The following is a 17,120-nucleotide window of genomic DNA, read 5'->3' as shown; positions in this document are numbered from 1 at the left end:
CGGCATTCAGCGCGCCGCCACCGGCTTGCCGAACCCGCCGAGGATCTTCTTCTCGAGCGCGATGTAATCGCGGCCGAAGTGGTGATCGCCCTGCGTCTTGATCACGTCGGCGCCCGTGTTCGCGAGCGCCGGGCACATCGTGTCCGTCTCTTCCGCGCCATAGAAGCACTGCACGAGCGTCGGCGGCACCTTCGCGATTTCCGGCGCGACCTTCAGCGCCTTGTCGCTCGCGGGCATCCCAAGCCAGCCCGTCACGCGGATCTGGAAATCGGCCGACGGCGCGAAGCCGAGCAGCGACATCACCGCGACCTTGTCGCGCAGGTCGGCCGGCAGCCGGTTGTACGCGAACGGCATCACGTCGGCGCCGAACGAGTAGCCGACCAGCGCCACGCGGCTCGCATGCCAGCGCGCCATGTAGGTGCGCATCACGCGGGCCAGGTCGCGGCTCACCTGGGCGGGCGGCTTCTCGCTCCAGAAATAACGCAGGCTGTCGATGCCGACCACCGACACGCCGTCGCGCTGCAGCGCCTCGGCGATCGTCTTGTCGAGATCGCGCCAGCCGCCGTCGCCCGAGATCACGATCGCGAGCCGGTCGCTGCCGCCCTTGGCCGGCAGCTCGACGAGCGGCAGGTCGGACACGTCGAGCTCGTCGCTGCTGCCGCTGGTGTCGCGCAGGTGCGACGTGACGAGCGACACGAGCTTCGCGGTGTCGCCCGCGGCCGCCGTCTCGACGAAGCCCGGCATCGCGCGGCGCACGATCGTCGGATCGGGCGGGCACGGCTTGAAGCGCGGATCGAGCTTCGCGGCCGGACCGACCGCGACGACGCCGGCGATCGTGTTCTCCGGCGCCATCGCGAGAATCTGCTTCGCGATCGCGCCGCCCTGGCCCACGCCCGCGACGATCGGCGTGAAATAGCGCGACGACTGCGCGAGACGTTCGAGCTGATGGCTGACCGCCTCGGCGTCGCCGTCGAGGTGATGGCAGGTCTCCTGCTTCGCGGCGAGATTCGCCGCGTAACGCCCGGAATCGACGCCGACCGTCATCGCACCGGCTTTCGCGAGCGCGTCGGCCGCCTGCTGATCGGCGACATGCCAGCCGGCCTCACGCGAGAACAGCACGACGAAACCGCGCAGCGGCCCGCTCGGCTTGGTCACGGTCACGGGCCCGTAGCGGCCGCCGGACACGGTTTCGGCTTTCACGTCGGCCGGCTGCGCGGCGCACGCGGCGCCGGCCAGCATCATTCCCGCGCAGGCGGCTGCCGCCCGCGCGCTTACCTTCTTCAACATCATGAACGCCGACCTCCAGCCAGCAATGACAGATCCGCCAGCGTGACGAACACGCCGACCGAGCCCGAGGCCGCGAGATAACGCGGCTCCCAGTGCGGTTCGAACTTGCTCTTGAAAGCGCGCAAGCCGCGGAAGTTGTAGAAGCGGCCGCCGAAGCGCCAGACCATCAGGCCGAGCCGGTGGAACGGCGACGGCATCTTCGCCGCCCCCATTCCCGAGAACGGCGCGATGCCCAGGCTCAGCTTGCGGAACCCCGCTTCCTTCAGATGCAGCGCGAGCTGCGTAAACAGATACTCCATCGCATACGGCGATGCGTCCGGCAGATGGCGCATCACGCCGACCGTCGCCTCGGTGTTGAGGTCGGTCGTCATGAACGTGACGAACGCGATCGGCTTGTCGGCCTGCCGCACCAGCATCACCGACTGCGTCGACAGATAGCCGTCGTGGAACGCGGCCACCGAGAAACTTTTCTCGCGCGCATCGCGGCTGTCGAGCCAGCCGTCGGAGATGTCGCGCAGCGCCGGCAGCGCGGCGGGCACGTCGCCCGGCGCGATCACCTCGACCGTCAGCGCATCCTTGTCGCCGCGACGCAGCGCGTAGCGCAGGTGCGAACGGTTCGAACCCTTCAGGTCGAACTGGTCGAGCGCGATATGCGCTTCCTCGCCGAGCTTCATCAGCGTGAGCCCCGCGTCGAGATACAGCGGCAACGCGTTCGCGCGCACCTGGTAGAACGCCGCGCGGCCGCTGTGCGCGTGCGCAAGCGCGATGAACTTGCTGATCAGCGCCGGCCACTCTTCACGCGGCCCGACCGGGTCGTGCAGCGCGGCCCACGTGCGGCCGTTCTTCGCGTACATCAGGAACGCACGGCGCGATTCGGAAAACAGGAACGACTTGTCGCCCATCAGCGCGAGGCCCGCGTCGCTGCATTCCTGCGCGCGGATGATCTGCTCCGCGTCGATGAGGTCCTGCTGCGCGGGCTTCACGAAACGACCGGGCGCCGGGCGCAGCAATTGCCACAGCGCGAACAGCGCGACGAATACGCCGGCGGCGAGCGTCGCGCGCAGCGCTCGCGGCGCGCGCGCATCGAACGAGAAATGCGACCACAGATCGCGCGTGTAAGGCACGTCGCGGAACGCGAAGAACAGCACCCACACGGCCAGCATCAGCACCATCGCCACCGACACGAACCAGCTCACGGTAAAGCGCTCGGCAAGCAGCGACGAATGACGGTTGAACCGGCGGCGGCTGACGAGCAGCAGCACGAGCAGCGTGCCGAGCACGCCTGCCTCGACGAATGCGAGGCCCTTGGCCAGCGACAGCGCGAGGCTCGCGAGCGTCAAGGCGAACGTCATCCACCACGCGCCGTCGAGCCGGCGCAGCAGCCCGCGCGCGACGAACAGCAGCGCGACGCCGAGCACGCTGCAGATCACCTGCGAGCCTTCGAGCACCCACAGCGGCACGATGTGGCGCAGGATCGCGATCCGGTGCCAGAACGCGGGCGTCGCACTCGAGATCACCAGCATCCCGCCGACCGCGAAGGTCACGAGGCTCAGGAACACCGGCGCCAGTTGCGACACGCGCACGGCCTGCCGCGTCACGAGCCGGCGCCGCAGCGCGCGGCCCTCGAAGCCGGCCAGCAGGCCGGCCGACAGCACGAGCGGCACGCCGAAATAGATCGCGCGATACGCGATCAGCGCGGCGACCATCGCGTGCGCGGGCACTTCGCGGCCCAGCGTGAAGACCATCGCCGCTTCGAACACGCCGATCCCGCCCGGCGTATGGCCGATCATCCCGAGCAGCAACGCGGCTGCATAAACGGTGATGAAGGTCGGGAAGCCGACGGGAGCCGCCGGCAGCAACACCCACAGCGTCAGGCCCGCGGCAACGACGTCGAGCACCGCATAGACGACCTGTGCAACGAGATCGCGCCGCGCCGGCACGTCGAACGACAGCCATTTGAAGCGCGTGACGACCGGGCGCGCGGTGTTGCCGCACAGCACGACCAGCGCGGCGAGCGCGACGAGCAGTGCCGCGCCCGTCCACGTGAGCACGCCGGGCGCGACGTGCAGCATCGCGGCGAGCGCCTCCGGCACGCAGACCATGCCGACCGCCGTCATCAACACCATCGCGAGCGCCAGCGTGCCGCTCGTGAACACCGTCATCCGGCCGATCTGGGCGGGCGTGACGCCCGACACGCCGTACACGCGAGCACGCACCGCGCCGCCCGTCAGCGCGCCGAAGCCGGTCGCGTTGCCGAGCGCGGAACCGGCAATCGCGCCGATCCACAGCGCGACGCGCGGCACCCTGGCCGCGACATAACGCAGGCCGACCGCATCGCGGGCGACGAGCGCGAGATAGCTGAGGGCCGTCGCGGCCAGCGACGCGCCCCACTCGCCGACGGACATGTGACGCAACTGGCGAATCACCGACCGATAGTCGACGGATTCCGACAGATGCTGGAAAACCACGATCAGCAGCAGGCCGATGCCGAGCGCGAGCAGCGGCGACAGTACGCGCTCGTTGCGGATCAGCGCCCGGGCACGGACGATCACCGCCTCGGCACGGCCGGGCGAACCAGGGTGGCGGGAAGACATAACGTGTTCAGTGGTGGTGCATAGCGTGTCGCGGCGCGGGCTGGCCGGGCGGCGACGTATCTGGTTGTTCTGCATGGGCGGCCGGCCGAAGACGGACTCGAGGCGCCTGGATCAGAACTTACGAGTATACGGAACTTATATTACAGAATCTTTCACGTCGCCTTTGTGCGGATTTGTGGTTTCTCGCGCATCAAAAACGCATAAAGAAACAGGGCGTCCCACGAACGCAAGGTGCGCATCATACCGGGAACCGGGGCGTTTTTTTCATCGGATGAATGACTTGTGATGCATTTGGGCGGAATTTGCCGCGCCGGGCCCGGCGGGCGAGGACGAAAACGCGACGGCGCGGCGCATTTCGGAATGGCCGCGAGTTGATTCGGCGCGTTCATTCCGGCGCGCCACCGGTACGGAAATACGCCACTACGCGTCACTTCGCCCGTTCATGCTCCCCCAAACCGATCGCCTTGTAGTCGTAATTCGGATAGAACTCTGTCCGGTACGCGCCCCACGCCGTATCCTCGAGCACGCGATTGACCTCGCGCAGCCGCGACGCCGGCAGTCGCAGCACGACGATCTGCCCGATCCCCATCGTCACGGTCCAGCTCACGACCTCGACGCCCGGCGGCGGAAACGCCTTGTAGAAACCCTGCTTCGCGAGTTGCGCGTTCAGCTCGGCGAGCGGGCGGGACTGGTCGTGTTTCAGGAAAACCGTCAGCAGTATCGCGTTGTCGGGAGTCGCCGCCGCCGAGCCGGCCGGCACGGTCGACGTCGACGTCTGGCCGACGGCGGGCGCGCTACCGATCGCGACAGCACCCAGCGCCGTGGCAATCAAAAGGGTTCGAATCGGGAAATACGGGAATGCCGTCATCACGCAACTCCATGGCTTCGTGGCTGGAGCCGCCATCATGCACCGCCCAATCCATTGCTGCAGTGACCCGAGCCGATGCGATTACGCGACGTCCGCGCCCGCGCCTTCGCGCTCGCGCAGCACGTCGATGAACGCGCGCAGCTTGGCCGGCACGTGCTTGCGGTTCACGTAATACAGCCACATCGGCGGCAGGGTCCGGCACGCGCCGGGCAGCACTTCGACGAGCGTGCCGTCGTGCAGATCCTGCTCGATCCGCTCGCGCACGAACGCGAACGCGATGCCGACACCGACGCGCGCTGCGTCGATCACCGCATCGTCGTCGTTCGTCACGAACACGCCGTCCGGATCGAGATCGACGTCGCGGCGCCCGTCGTGCAGCAGCCATTTATGCAGGCGTCCGCTCTCCGCAAACCGGAAACGGATGCACGCATGCCGCCCGAGCGCGGCGATCGACTCGGGCGTGCCGTGCCGCGCAAGATAGGCCGGCGACGCGACCAGCGCACACGTCAGCGCCGGCGCGATCCGCACGCCGATCATGCCAGGCTGCAATCGGTCGGCCAGGCGAATCCCCGCGTCGAAGCCATCCTTCGCGATGTCGACGAGTTCGTTGTCGTAGCGGATTTCGAGCCGGACTTTCGGATAGCGCTCGCGGAACGTGGCGAGCACCGGCGCGATCACGAGCAAGCGCGCGAGCGGCAGCGCGGTCACGCGCAGCAGCCCGTTCGGCTCGCTGCGCGCATCCTTCAGTTCGTCGCGTGCCTGCATGACCTGCCGGTAAGCGGGTTCGGTCTGCCGCCAGTAGCGCTGGCCGGCCTCGGTGAGGCTCACGCCGCGCGTGCTGCGGTTGAACAGCTTCACGTTGAGTTCGCCCTCGAGTTGCCCGATCGCCAGGCTAACGGCCGCCGGCGTCAGGCCCAGCGCGGCCGCGGCCCGCGTGAAGTTGCCGGCCGTCGCGACGGTCATGAACACGTGCAGCCCGGCCATCGGATCGCGTCTGCTCATCGTCTGTCCATCATTAAAAAAACTTGAAACTGCTTCGAGCGGAATGCGGATTCTCCCATATACCGCAACTGCCTACACTGGCGCTGTCGTCCCCTCGGAGCCTCGCATGAACCCGCTCACCGCCGCACTCCCGCTGCCGCTCGCCGTCGCCCGCCGCACGGTCGACGCGGCGCTCGCGCAGGCCGCATCGCTGCAAGTGGCCGGCGTCGCGATCGCCGTCGTCGATGCCGGCGCGAACCTGCTCGCGTTCGTGCGTACCGACGACTGTTTTCTCGGCGCGATCGATCTCGCGCAGCGCAAGGCGCTGACGGCGGTGCGCTTTCGCGCGTCGACCGGTGCGCTCGGCGCGATGTCGGGCGACGGTCCGCTGCGCGGCATCGAACACAGTCACGGCGGGCTCGTCACGTTCGGCGGCGGCGAGCCGCTCGTCGACGGCGACGGGCGCTGCGTCGGCGCGATCGGCGTCTCGGGCGGCAGCGTCGACGAAGACACCGCGATCGCGCGGCACTGCCGCGACCTTTTTCAGGCAACCCTTCACTCCACAAGGTAAGCACATGACACGGAAACGCATCCTCATCACCGGCGCGGGCACCGGCTTCGGCCGCGAAGTCGCGCTGCGGCTCGCCGAACGCGGCCACGACGTGACGGCCGGCGTACGCACGGCCGTCGAGATCGACGCACTGACGGACGCCGCCGCGCAGCGCGGCACCGCGTTGCGCGCGGTGAAGCTCGACGTCACGTCGGCCTACGATCGCGCGCGCGCCGCCGAACTCGACGTCGACGTGCTCGTGAACAACGCAGGCGTCGGCGAAGCCGGCGCGCTCGTCGACCTGCCGGTCGAGATCGTCCGCGAGCTGTTCGACGTGAACGTGTTCGGGCCGCTCGAACTCACGCAGCAGATCGCACGCGGGATGCTCGCGCGCAAGCACGGCAAGATCGTGTTCGTGTCGTCGATCGCGGGGTTGATCACGGGGCCGTTCACCGGCGCGTACTGCGCGTCGAAGCACGCAATCGAATCGGTGGCCGAGGCGATGCACGCGGAGCTGGCGCCGCACGGCATCCGCGTCGCGGTCGTGAACCCGGGCCCGTACCGCACCGGCTTCAACGACCGGATGATGGAAACGACGCGGCGCTGGCACGATCCGGCCGTGCATACCGTGACGCCCGAGCGGCTGGCGTTCCCGCTCGAACAGCACGACCCGGAGGAAATGATCGCGAAGATGGTCGACGTGATCGACAGCGACGGCGGCGCGTTCCGCAACCTGCTGCCGGCTTCATCGGAAGCGTTCGTGCGCACCGAGCAGGCGCGTGCGTGGGAGCGGCAACAGTAAGCCGGCGGCGAAGCGGCGGGCCAACGCAACGGCCCGCCGCTCACGCGATTCAGTACACGTCCCGCATGTAGCGCCGCGCCTTCGAAAGCCGCGCGACGTAGTCGTTCGCGGCTTCGTCCGACATGCCGCCGTGCCGGGCGACGATCGCCTTCAGCGCCGTATCGACGTCCTTGGCCATCCGCGCGGCGTCGCCGCACACGTAGAAGTGCGCGCCCTCTTCCAGCCACGCGAACAGCTCGGCGCCCTGCTCGCGCATCCGGTCCTGCACGTAGACCTTGTCGGCCTGGTCGCGCGAGAACGCGAGGTCGAGCCGCGTCAGGAAGCCGCTGTCGCGCATCTCGCTCAACTCGTCGCCGTAGTAGAAGTCGGTCTGCGCGTGCTGCTCGCCGAAGAACAGCCAGTTGCGCCCGCGCGCGCCGCGCGCCCGCCGCTCGTGCAGGAAGCCGCGGAACGGCGCGACGCCGGTGCCCGGGCCGACCATCACGATCGGCACGTCGCCGTTCACCGGCGGCCGGAAATGCGCGGACTTCTGCACGAACACGGGCACGCGGCCGTCGTCCGCGCGATCGGCGAGGAACGTCGACGCGACGCCTTTGCGCGCGCGCCGGCCATTGTGATAGCGCACGGCCGACACGGTCAGGTGAATCTCGCCCTCGTGCGCGCTCGGGCTCGACGCGATCGAATAGAGGCGCGGCTGCATGCGCTTGAGCATGCCGACCAGTTCCGCGCCCGACAGCTCGACCGGGTATTCGTGCAGCACGTCCGCCAGTTGCTGCCCCCACAGCCATTGCTTGAGGTCGCCCTTGCGATCTTCGCCAAGCAGCGACTTCAGCGCGCCGTTCGCGCTGCGCGACGCGATGAAGGCCAGCGTGTCGGGATGCGGGCGCGTGATGTCGAAATGGCGCGCGAGCGCATCGCCGAGCCGGATCTCGCCGACACCCGCGACCGACACGGGCGCATCGGCCTTCAGCGCGGTGACGGACAGCAGTTCGTCGACCAGTTCCGGGCAGTTGGTCGGCCATACGCCGAGCGCGTCGCCGGTTTCGTATTCGAGGTTCGCGCCCTGGGTCGACAGCGACACGTAGCGCGTGTCTTTCGCGGCGCCCGGCCGGTTCAGCCGCAGGTTCGCGACGAGCTTCGACGGCGCCGGATGCGCTTTCGTCGGCAACAGCCCCGACGGGCTCAATCCACCGGACGGCACCGCGTGCAGCGCGGCATCGGCCTCCTTGATGCGCGCGACGACGCGCTCGAGCCACTGATCGGCATCGTGCTGGAATTCGACGTCGCAATCGACGCGTGCGCACAGGCGCGCCGCGCCGAGTTCCGCGAGCCGTGCGTCGAGCCGGCGGCCGTGGCCGCAGAACTGGTCGTAGTTGCGGTCGCCGAACGCGAGCACCGCGAAATGCACGCCGTCGAGGCGCGCGGCGCTGCCGGCCTGCAACGCATCCCAGAATTCGCTGCCGTTGTCCGGCGCATCGCCGTCGCCGAACGTGCTCGTCATCAGCAGCACGTATTGCGCGCCGGCCAGCGACGCGACCGGATAGTCGGACATGCACGCGGTGCGGATCTCGAAGCCCGCGTTCATCAGCTTCGTCGCGTAATCCTCGGTCAACGATTCGATGTTGCCGGTCTGCGACGCCCACAACAACGTGACCTTCGGGCGCGGGCGCACGATGCGCACGCCGCCGGCCGCGGCGGCGTCGGCCGGCAGCGCGGGCGCGGCGGCGGTCTGCGCACCTGCCGGCAGCGAGCGGCTGAACAGGCCCGCGAGCATGCCGTCGAGCCAGAGCCGCACGGGCGGCGTCAACGGCGCGCCGGCCGGCAGCACGGGCACGCTGCCGTCGCGACGGCCGGCGCTCGCCTTCAGTCCTGTGACGAGACCGGCCACGTACAGCCGCTCGGTGTCGGTCAGCGGCGGCGGCGCGAGATCGGCGACGCCGAGCGCGGCCGCGAAAGTGTCGATGTCTGCCATGTCGGATTCCTGTGAAGCCGTGATCGGCGAGATCGCGGGCGCGGGCGGTGCATCGTCCGCGCGTGCGTCGGCGCGCGCCGTGTCGTCGTCGGTCGACGCGAACGCGTCCGTGTCGACCCGCGTCAGCGCGACCGCGCAGTATTTCAGTTCGGGTTGCTGCGATTCCGGGTCGATCGCGTCGTTCGTCACCGCGTTGATGCACAGGTCGTCGCCGTACACGTCGTTCCAGTGCATCGGCGCGAAGCAGTTGCCGCGCCGCACGCGGTCCGTCACGACGGCCGGCAGCACCGCGCGGCCGCGCGCCGAACGGATCTCGACGCTGTCCTTCGCGGCGATGCCCAGCGCGCTCGCATCGTCCGGGTGCAGTTCGACGAACGGGCGCGGGTTGAGCTTGTTCAGCATCGCGACCTTGCCCGTCTTCGTCATCGTGTGCCACTGATGCTGCAACCGCCCGGTGTTCAGCACGATCGGGAACGTGTCGTCGGGCAGCTCGGCCGGATCGACGTGCGGCCGCGCGAAAAAGCGCGCCTTGCCCGACGGCGTCGGGAACGCGATGCGCGGCGCGGCACCGTCGTCGGCTGCCGTACGCAGTGGCTGGCTCACGCCGTCGTTCAGGTAGCGGATCGGGTGCCGCTCGCGCGCGGCGCCCGGCGCGACCGGCCACTGCACGGGCCCGTCGCGCAGCGCCGCGTGGCTCGCGCCGCGCAGGTCGTAGCCGGTCGCCGGATTCGAGAAGCGCACGATCTCGTCGAACACGTCGGCCGCCGACGCATAGTCGAACGCGTCGCCGAACCCCATCGCACGCGCGACTTCCGCGACGATGCGCCAGTCGGGCAGCGCGTCGCCGGGTGGCGCGACCGCCGCGCGCATCAGCGTCATGTTGCGCTCGGAATTGATCATCACGCCGTCGCCTTCGGCCCACAGCGCGCCGGGCAACAGGATGTCGGCGTAGCGGTTGGTCTCGGTGTCGAGGAACGCGTCCTGCGCGATCACGAGTTCCGCCGCCTGCAGCCCGGCGATCACGTTGCGCCGGTTCGGCACGGTCGCGACCGGGTTCGTGCAGACGATCCAGCACGCCTTGATGTCGCCGGCCGCCATCCGCTCGAACAGGTCGACCGTGCCGTTGCCGGTGTCCTTGCGCAGCGTGCCGGCCGGCACGCGCCACAGGTTCTCGACGAAGCGGCGGTCGTCGTCGGACGCCACCGAGCGCTGACCCGGCAGCCCCGGCCCCATGTAGCCCATCTCGCGCCCGCCCATCGCGTTCGGCTGGCCGGTCAGCGAGAACGGCCCGCTGCCCGGGCGGCAGATCGCGCCGGTCGCGAGATGCAAGTTGCAGATCGCGTTGGTGTTCCATACGCCGTGCGTGCTCTGGTTGAGTCCCATCGTCCAGCAGCTCATCCATTCCTGCGCGTCGCCGATCCATTGCGCGGCCGTGCGGATGTCGGCTTCCGCGAGCCCCGTGATTTCAGCGACCCGCTCGGGCGTGTAATCGGCGAGAAACGCGGGCATCGCGTCCCAGCCTTCGGTGTACGCGGCGATGAACGCGGCGTCGGTGCGGCCGTTCGCATGCAGCAGGTGCAGCAGCCCGTTGGCCAGCGCGAGATCGGTGCCCGGCCGGATCTGCAGGAACAGGTCGGCCTTGTCGGCGGTACCGGTGCGGCGCGGATCGACGACGATCAGCTTCGCGCCGGCCTTCACGCGGTCCATCATCCGCAGGAACAGGATCGGGTGACAGTCGGCCATGTTCGCGCCGATCACGAAGAACAGGTTCGCGCGATCGAAGTCCTGGTACGACCCGGGCGGCCCGTCCGCGCCGAGCGACTGCTTGTAGCCGGTGCTCGCGCTCGCCATGCACAGCCGCGAGTTCGACTCGATGTTGTTGGTGCCGACGAACCCCTTCGCGAGCTTGTTGACGAGATACTGCGCCTCGATCGACATCTGCCCCGACACGTAGAACGACAGCGCATCGGGCCCGTGCGTATCGAGCACCGCGCGCAGCCGCCGCGCGGTCTCGGCGATCGCGTCGCGCGCCGGCAGCGGCACGAGGTCGTCCTCGCGCGCGCGGCGCACGAACGCGCGGTCGAGCCGCCCCGAGCGGCGCAGCGCGACGTGCGCCGACGAACCCTTCGTGCAGAGCCGCCCGAAGTTGGCCGGATGGTCGGCGTCGCCGGATACCTTGACGACTTCGCCGTCCTCGACGTGCAGCACCATCCCGCAGCCGACGCCGCAGTACGGGCACACGCTCTTGACGGGGGTGGCGGTCATGCGTGCTCCCGGGCGCTCAGGCCGCGATCCACACGAAGCCGTCCTCGACCCGCGACGGATACGCGTTCACCGATTGCTCGGGCGCTTCCAGGCATTCGCCGGTCCGCAGGTCGAAGTGCTGCTTGTACAGCGGCGACGCGACCACGACGCGCTCGCCGAGGCTGCCGATCAGCCCGCGCGACATCACCGCGGCCTGCGACACGGGATCGACGTTGTCGATCGCGAACACGCCGCCGTCGGCATGCGCGACGTGAAACACGGCGACCTGCTCGCCGTTGACGAGCGCGCACACGCCGGTGTTCGGCACGATGTCGTCGAGCGGGCACACGCGGGTCCAGGACAGCGGAAGACGATCGTTCATGATGGGCTCCTTTGAAAGACGGGGGTGTCGGTCGGGGGTCAAACGGTCGCGGGTTCGGCGACGACCGGAATCGCCACGGGCTTGCCGCCCGCGCGCTCGGCGGGCGTCGCCGGCCGGATCTGGCCGCGCGTCTCGACGAACTCGATGGTCGTGTCCGGCGCGTCGCTGTTCACGAAGTGGCGGAAGCGCTTGCGCGTTTCCGGATCGGTGACGGCGCGCTTCCATTCGCACTCGTAGGTGTCGACCACGTGCTGCATGTCGGCTTCGAGCTCGGCCGCGATCGCGAGCTTGTCGTGCACGACGACGTCGATCAGGTAGTCGAGCCCGCCTTCGAGGTTGTCGCGCCACACGCTGGTGCGTTGCAGCCGGTCGGCCGTGCGCACGTAGAACATCAGGAAGCGGTCGATATAGCGGATCAGCGTGTCGCGATCGAGATCGGACGCGAGCAGTTCCGCGTGGCGCGGCTTCATCCCGCCGTTGCCGCACACGTACAGGTTCCAGCCCTTCTCGGTCGCGATGATGCCGACGTCCTTGCCCTGCGCTTCCGCGCACTCGCGCGTGCAGCCGGACACGCCGAACTTGATCTTGTGCGGCGCGCGCAGCCCCTTGTAGCGGTTCTCCAGGTCGATCGCGAGGCCGACCGAATCGTCGACGCCGTAGCGGCACCACGTCGACCCGACGCACGACTTCACGGTGCGCAGCGCCTTGCCGTACGCGTGCCCCGATTCGAAGCCGGCCGCGATCAGTTCCTCCCAGATCGACGGCAGCTGCTCGACGCGCGCACCGAACAGGTCGACGCGCTGGCCGCCCGTGATCTTCGTGTACAGGCCGTATTTTTTCGCGACCTGGCCGACCGCGATCAGCCCTTCCGGCGTGACTTCGCCGCCCGGCATGCGCGGCACGACCGAATACGTGCCGTCGCGCTGGATGTTCGCGAGGTAGTAGTCGTTCGAATCCTGCAGCCCCGCGTGCTCCTTCTTCAGCACGAACTCGTTGAAACACGACGCGAGGATGCCCGCGACGGCCGGCTTGCACACGTCGCAGCCGAGACCGCGGCCGTGCTTGTGCAGCAGTGCGTCGAACGTCGTGATGCGCTCGACGCGGATCAGGTGGAACAGCTCCTGACGCGAATACGGGAAGTGCTCGCACAGATGGTTGTTGACCGCGAGGCCCTGCTTCTTCATCTCGGCCTTCATGATCTGCGTGACGAGCGGCACGCAGCCGCCGCACGACGTGCCGGCGCCCGTGCAGGTCTTCAGCGCGCCGAGGCTCGTCGCGCCGTCGGCCACGGCCGCGCAGATCTGCGACTTCGACACGTTGTTGCACGAGCAGATTTGCGCGCCTTCCGGCAGCGCGTCGACACCGATCGCCGGCTTCGCGGCGCCGTCCGACGACGGCAGGATCAGGAATTCCGGCGACTCGGGCAGCTCGATGCGGTTCAGCATCATCTGCAGCAGCGTGCCGTACTCGGCGGCGTCGCCGACCATCACCGCGCCGTGCAGGAACTTGCCGCAGTCGGACACCACGAGCTTCTTGTAGACCTGGCGGCGCTCATCCGCGTACTGGTAGGTGCGGCTGCCGGCCGTCGTGCCGTGCGCGTCGCCGATGCTCGCGACGTCGACGCCCATCAGCTTCAGCTTCGTGCTCATGTCGGCGCCGGCGAACGCGGCCGCCGCCGCTTCGTCGGCGTCGCCCGCGAGCTGCTTCGCGACCACGCGCGCCATGTCGTAGCCGGGCGCGACGAGGCCGTACACCGTGCCGTTCCAGGCCGCGCATTCGCCGATCGCATAGATGTCGGCGTCGCTCGTGCGGCACGCGTCGTCGATCGCGACGCCGCCGCGCGGACCGATGTCGAGCCCGCACGCGCGGGCCAGTTCGTCGCGCGCGCGGATGCCGGCCGAGAACACGATCATGTCCGTGTCGAGATGCGTGCCGTCGGCGAACGCCATCCGGTGCGCGCCTTCCTCACCGTCGACGATTTCGAGCGTGTTCTTGCCGGTATGCACGGTCACGCCGAGCGCCTCGATCTTCGAACGCAGCATCCGGCCGCCGCCGTCGTCGACCTGCACGGCCATCAGGCGCGGCGCGAATTCGACCACGTGCGTATCGAGCCCCATGTCGCGCAGCGCCTTCGCGCATTCGAGGCCGAGCAACCCGCCGCCGATCACGACGCCGCGCTTCGCGTGCGCGCCGCACGCCTGCATCGCCTCGAGATCCTCGATCGTCCGGTACACGAAGCAGCCCGCGCGCTCGCGGCCCGGCACCGGCGGCACGAACGGCCGCGAGCCGGTGGCGAGCACCAGCTTGTCGTACGCGAGCGTTTCGCCCGATGCGAGCGTGACCGTATGCGCGGCGCGGTCGATCGATGCGACCTGCGCGTTCAGGCGCAGGTCGAACTGCGGATGACGCTCGAAGAAGCCCGGTTCGACGAGCGACAGGTCGTCCGCCGACTTGCCCGCGAAGAATTCCGACAGGTGCACGCGATCGTAGGCGGGGCGCGGTTCCTCGCCGAGCACGGTGACCTGCAGCGCGCCTGCCTCGCCGGCTTGCGTCGCGACGCATTCGAGGAGCTTGTGGCCGACCATGCCGTGGCCGATGACGATGAGTTTCATGATGACGGTTCCTTCGGTCGATCAGTTCGCGGCGCCGGCGGCGGCCAGCGCGCGATCGCGCAGCTCGGCTTCGCGCGCCTTGTGTTCTTCGCTGAAGCGCACGGCCATCGCGCACAACGCGGTCGCGGTCACCGCGAGGCCGAGCAGGCTCAGCGTCTGCTGCACGTCGCCGACACCCTTCAGCAGGAAAGCCGCGGCCACCGCGCCGACGTTGCCGCCCGCGCCGACGATCCCCGCGACGCCGCCGAGCGCCTTGCGGTCGATGAACGGCACGAGCGCGTAGGTCGCGCCGCACGCCATGTGCGTGAACAGGCCGAAGGTCAGCATCGCGACGAGGGCCATGCCGATGCCTTGCGCGTGCGAGAACCAGATCAGCCCGAGCCCTTCGCCGATGATCAGCGCGCACAGCAGCGTCGCGCGCACGTCGAGGCTGCGGCGGGCAGCGATCTTGTCGGACAGCCAGCCGCCGAGCGCGCGCGCGAACAGGGCGAGCAGCCCGAACATCCCGACCGCGAAACCGGCGTCCTTCAGCGACAGCTTGAAGTGATCGACGTAGTACAGCGCGGCGATGTTGTGGATGAACACCTCGACGCCGAAGCACGCGCCGTACGTGACGAACAGCATCCATACGCGGTAGTTGCCGCAGGCCCTGAAGAAGCTCGCCCAGCCGCCCTTCTTGCCGCTGTCGACCGTCACGCCCTGCTTGCGCAACGCGACGAAATCGCCTTGCGGGCAGTCCTGCGTGAAGCACCAGTACGCCCATGCCATCGCGAGCATCGCCACGCCCGGCACGACCAGCGCGATGCGCCACGACGAATCCTCGCCGAAGCCGAGCATCAGCCCGGCGGCGACGAGCAACGGCATCAGCGCCTGCGTCGCGCCCGCGCCGGCATTGCCCCAGCCGGCCGTCGTCGCGTTCGCGGTGCCGACCACATTCGGCGCGAACATCACCGACGTGTGGTATTGCGTGATCACGAAGCCCGCACCGATCGCGCCGATGCCGAGCCGGCAGATCAGGAACCACAGGTAGTCGTGCGTGAACGACACGGCGAACACGGGGATCGCGCCGAGCAGCAGCAGGCCCGCGTACACGCGGCGCGGGCCGAAGCGGTCGCACAGCGGGCCGACCAGCAGCCGCACGGCGATCGTCGCGGCCACCGCGGCGATGTTGATGTTGGCGACTTGCGCCGCCGTGAGATGGAATTCGCGCGCGATCAGCGGCATCAGCGGCGCGCACGCGAACCACGCGAAGAAGCAAACGAAGAACGCCATCCACGTCAGATGGAACGCGCGCATCGGCGCGGTGCGGAGGCTGAAGAGATCGATACGGGTAGCTTTGTCGGTCATGTCATCCGCCAAACGAAAAACGGCGTCCTGCGCACCCGGTCTCGTCGAGACCTGATACGTAGGACGCCGTTGCCCATGAAGCCCGTTGCCGGGCGCGTCGGTATTCGGTACTGCGGACGGATCGCCATTGACCCGTCCGAACGAGCTAACGCAAGCGACGTGCCATGTCCGCGTCGATCACGCCGCGCGCCCCACCGCACAAGGCGCAGCGGGCATCGGGCACGTCACCGCGGCGCGCGGTGCGCTCTCCGTCGCGATGCACCGGGGCACAGATGTGGTGCGCTGCAGCACTGTCGTCGTGCGGCATCGCGGTGCGCGCGGACGGGGCACGATGCACACCGATGCGGCATGGCGACCGCGCGCGCGTGGCGAGCACATGCGCGCTCGCGGCCATCGCACGGTGCGCGGCGCCGCGCCCAGGCCGCGTCGTCGCGCCGGTTGGCCCGGATATTGCTGAACCTTCGTCACACCGGCAACGGCGCCGGTGGGCAGTCCCCGCAAACCCTGCTCGCCCGTCACCGCGAGCCCTTCAGGACAACGGCGTCCCTCCGTGCACGGCACGGCCGGATGCCGGTGCGTTTCGACCGCCCGCCGCCGCCGAGCAACAACGCGACATCAGACCGCCGCAGCGATGCGATGCGGCACAGGAACACGACATGACGACAGGCAAAGTCACGCTGCTGGGCGCCGGCCCCGGCGATCCCGATCTCCTTACGCTGAAGGCGGTGAAGGCACTGGCCGCCGCCGACGTGCTGCTGCTCGACGATCTCGTCGCGCCCGGCATCGTCGAACTCGCGCCGCGGGCGCGCGTGATCCGCGTCGGCAAGCGCGGCGGCTGCCGCTCCACGCCGCAGGCGTTCATCGAGAAACTGATGCGCCGCTACGCGCTGCGCGGCGCGCACGTGGTGCGCGTGAAAGGCGGCGACGCGCTGCTGTTCGGGCGCGCCGGCGAGGAACTCGCGACGCTGCGCGCGGCCGCGATTCCGGTCGAGATCGTCAACGGCATCTCGTCGGGATTCGCCGCCGCCGCGAGCCTCGGCATCTCGCTCACGCACCGCGAGCACTGCCAGGGCGTCACGTTCGTCACCGCGCACCGCCAGGATCATGGCGAACCCGACTGGGCACGGCTCGCGGCGACCGGCACGACGCTCGCGATCTACATGGGGATGAGCCGCGTCGACAGCATCGCGGCGGGCCTGCTCGCCGCGCTGCCCGCGTCGACGCCGGCGGCGGCCGTGCAATGGGCCGGCACGCCCGACGAACGTCGCTGGACCGGCACGCTGGGCACGCTCGCGTGCGGCATCGAAGCCGAGCGGCTGGGCAGCCCGGCCGTGATCCTCGTCGGCGGCGCGATCGGCGCAGCAGCCGCGCAAGGCGCGAGCACGGCAACCGGCGCGGCGCTTGCGCGGGCCGCCTGACATGCGCGGTATCGCACGGCTTCGGCCGCTTCCCGGTTCCTGCCCCTCCGGCCGCGCATGCGG

General features: G+C 69.4%; 12 protein-coding genes. 3 read left to right on the top strand and 9 right to left on the bottom strand.

Annotated elements, in window-relative coordinates; translation table 11 throughout:
* Positions 1-6: 6 nt before the first annotated feature.
* The 5 genes from AP428_RS19755 to AP428_RS19735 form a co-directional block, all read right to left on the bottom strand.
* Positions 7-1,290 (bottom strand): virulence factor family protein, encoded by a 1,284-nt coding sequence (locus tag AP428_RS19755; RefSeq protein WP_011547612.1) that lies wholly within the window; start codon positions 1,288-1,290, stop codon positions 7-9.
* Complete coding sequence (gene mprF / locus AP428_RS19750; protein ID WP_041489388.1) at positions 1,287-3,881, bottom strand: bifunctional lysylphosphatidylglycerol flippase/synthetase MprF; 2,595 nt, start codon at positions 3,879-3,881, stop codon at positions 1,287-1,289. Before mprF ends, AP428_RS19755 begins: the two co-directional genes overlap by 4 nt.
* A 152-nt stretch (positions 3,882-4,033) precedes the next feature.
* Positions 4,034-4,270 (bottom strand): hypothetical protein, encoded by a 237-nt coding sequence (locus tag AP428_RS19745; protein ID WP_226292054.1) that lies wholly within the window; start codon positions 4,268-4,270, stop codon positions 4,034-4,036.
* Positions 4,271-4,308: 38 nt separating this feature from the next.
* On the bottom strand, positions 4,309-4,749 hold the full coding sequence (locus tag AP428_RS19740; RefSeq protein ID WP_011547609.1) for a hypothetical protein: 441 nt from the start codon (positions 4,747-4,749) through the stop codon (positions 4,309-4,311).
* Between the two features lie 81 nt (positions 4,750-4,830).
* The gene (locus AP428_RS19735; protein WP_011547608.1) at positions 4,831-5,751 is read right to left on the bottom strand and encodes a LysR family transcriptional regulator; all 921 of its coding nucleotides are present in this window, start codon (positions 5,749-5,751) and stop codon (positions 4,831-4,833) included.
* 106 nt (positions 5,752-5,857) lie between these two features.
* On the opposite strand from AP428_RS19735, the gene AP428_RS19730 reads away from it, so the two are divergent.
* Both AP428_RS19730 and AP428_RS19725 read left to right on the top strand, forming a co-directional pair.
* A complete protein-coding gene (locus tag AP428_RS19730) occupies positions 5,858-6,301 on the top strand; it encodes a heme-binding protein (RefSeq protein ID WP_011547607.1) in 444 nt (147 codons plus the stop codon).
* 4 nt (positions 6,302-6,305) lie between these two features.
* Entirely contained in the window at positions 6,306-7,082 is a 777-nt protein-coding gene (locus tag AP428_RS19725; RefSeq protein WP_011547606.1) for an SDR family oxidoreductase, read from the top strand.
* A 49-nt stretch (positions 7,083-7,131) separates the two neighbouring features.
* Here the strand turns inward: AP428_RS19725 and AP428_RS19720 are convergent, their stop codons facing one another.
* From AP428_RS19720 to AP428_RS19705, 4 genes are read right to left on the bottom strand one after another with little or no spacing between them, the layout of a single operon-like run.
* A complete protein-coding gene (locus tag AP428_RS19720) occupies positions 7,132-11,319 on the bottom strand; it encodes a bifunctional nitrate reductase/sulfite reductase flavoprotein subunit alpha (RefSeq protein ID WP_011547605.1) in 4,188 nt (1,395 codons plus the stop codon).
* Positions 11,320-11,335: 16 nt separating this feature from the next.
* Positions 11,336-11,680 carry a nitrite reductase small subunit NirD gene (nirD, locus tag AP428_RS19715; RefSeq protein WP_006478931.1) on the bottom strand — a complete coding sequence of 115 codons (345 nt, stop codon included), beginning with the start codon at positions 11,678-11,680 and terminating at the stop codon, positions 11,336-11,338.
* A gap of 38 nt (positions 11,681-11,718) precedes the next feature.
* A complete protein-coding gene (nirB, locus tag AP428_RS19710; RefSeq protein ID WP_011694759.1) occupies positions 11,719-14,292 on the bottom strand; it encodes a nitrite reductase large subunit NirB in 2,574 nt (857 codons plus the stop codon).
* A gap of 21 nt (positions 14,293-14,313) precedes the next feature.
* The gene (locus AP428_RS19705) at positions 14,314-15,639 is read right to left on the bottom strand and encodes an MFS transporter (RefSeq protein ID WP_054928349.1); all 1,326 of its coding nucleotides are present in this window, start codon (positions 15,637-15,639) and stop codon (positions 14,314-14,316) included.
* Between the two features lie 656 nt (positions 15,640-16,295).
* On the opposite strand from AP428_RS19705, the gene cobA reads away from it, so the two are divergent.
* Entirely contained in the window at positions 16,296-17,057 is a 762-nt protein-coding gene (cobA, locus tag AP428_RS19700; protein WP_011547602.1) for a uroporphyrinogen-III C-methyltransferase, read from the top strand.
* The last annotated feature ends 63 nt before the right edge of the window (positions 17,058-17,120 follow it).

Origin of the sequence: Burkholderia sp. E168m22 (assembly GCF_001319805.1) — a bacterium.
GTDB lineage: Bacteria > Pseudomonadota > Gammaproteobacteria > Burkholderiales > Burkholderiaceae > Burkholderia > Burkholderia orbicola.
Note: the sequence above shows the minus strand (reverse complement) of the source record. Positions and strands in the feature narration are given on the sequence as shown.

Coding starts and splice junctions, on each gene's coding strand:
- AP428_RS19730 (WP_011547607.1), top strand. CDS start 5,858: ATGAACCCGCTCACCGCCGCACTCCCGCTGCCGCTCGCCGTCGCCCGC.
- AP428_RS19745 (WP_226292054.1), bottom strand. CDS start 4,270: ATGAACGCGCCGAATCAACTCGCGGCCATTCCGAAATGCGCCGCGCCG.
- AP428_RS19705 (WP_054928349.1), bottom strand. CDS start 15,639: ATGACCGACAAAGCTACCCGTATCGATCTCTTCAGCCTCCGCACCGCG.
- cobA (WP_011547602.1), top strand. CDS start 16,296: ATGACGACAGGCAAAGTCACGCTGCTGGGCGCCGGCCCCGGCGATCCC.
- AP428_RS19720 (WP_011547605.1), bottom strand. CDS start 11,319: ATGACCGCCACCCCCGTCAAGAGCGTGTGCCCGTACTGCGGCGTCGGC.
- nirD (WP_006478931.1), bottom strand. CDS start 11,680: ATGAACGATCGTCTTCCGCTGTCCTGGACCCGCGTGTGCCCGCTCGAC.
- AP428_RS19725 (WP_011547606.1), top strand. CDS start 6,306: ATGACACGGAAACGCATCCTCATCACCGGCGCGGGCACCGGCTTCGGC.
- AP428_RS19735 (WP_011547608.1), bottom strand. CDS start 5,751: ATGAGCAGACGCGATCCGATGGCCGGGCTGCACGTGTTCATGACCGTC.
- AP428_RS19755 (WP_011547612.1), bottom strand. CDS start 1,290: ATGATGTTGAAGAAGGTAAGCGCGCGGGCGGCAGCCGCCTGCGCGGGA.
- AP428_RS19740 (WP_011547609.1), bottom strand. CDS start 4,749: ATGACGGCATTCCCGTATTTCCCGATTCGAACCCTTTTGATTGCCACG.
- mprF (WP_041489388.1), bottom strand. CDS start 3,881: ATGTCTTCCCGCCACCCTGGTTCGCCCGGCCGTGCCGAGGCGGTGATC.
- nirB (WP_011694759.1), bottom strand. CDS start 14,292: ATGAAACTCATCGTCATCGGCCACGGCATGGTCGGCCACAAGCTCCTC.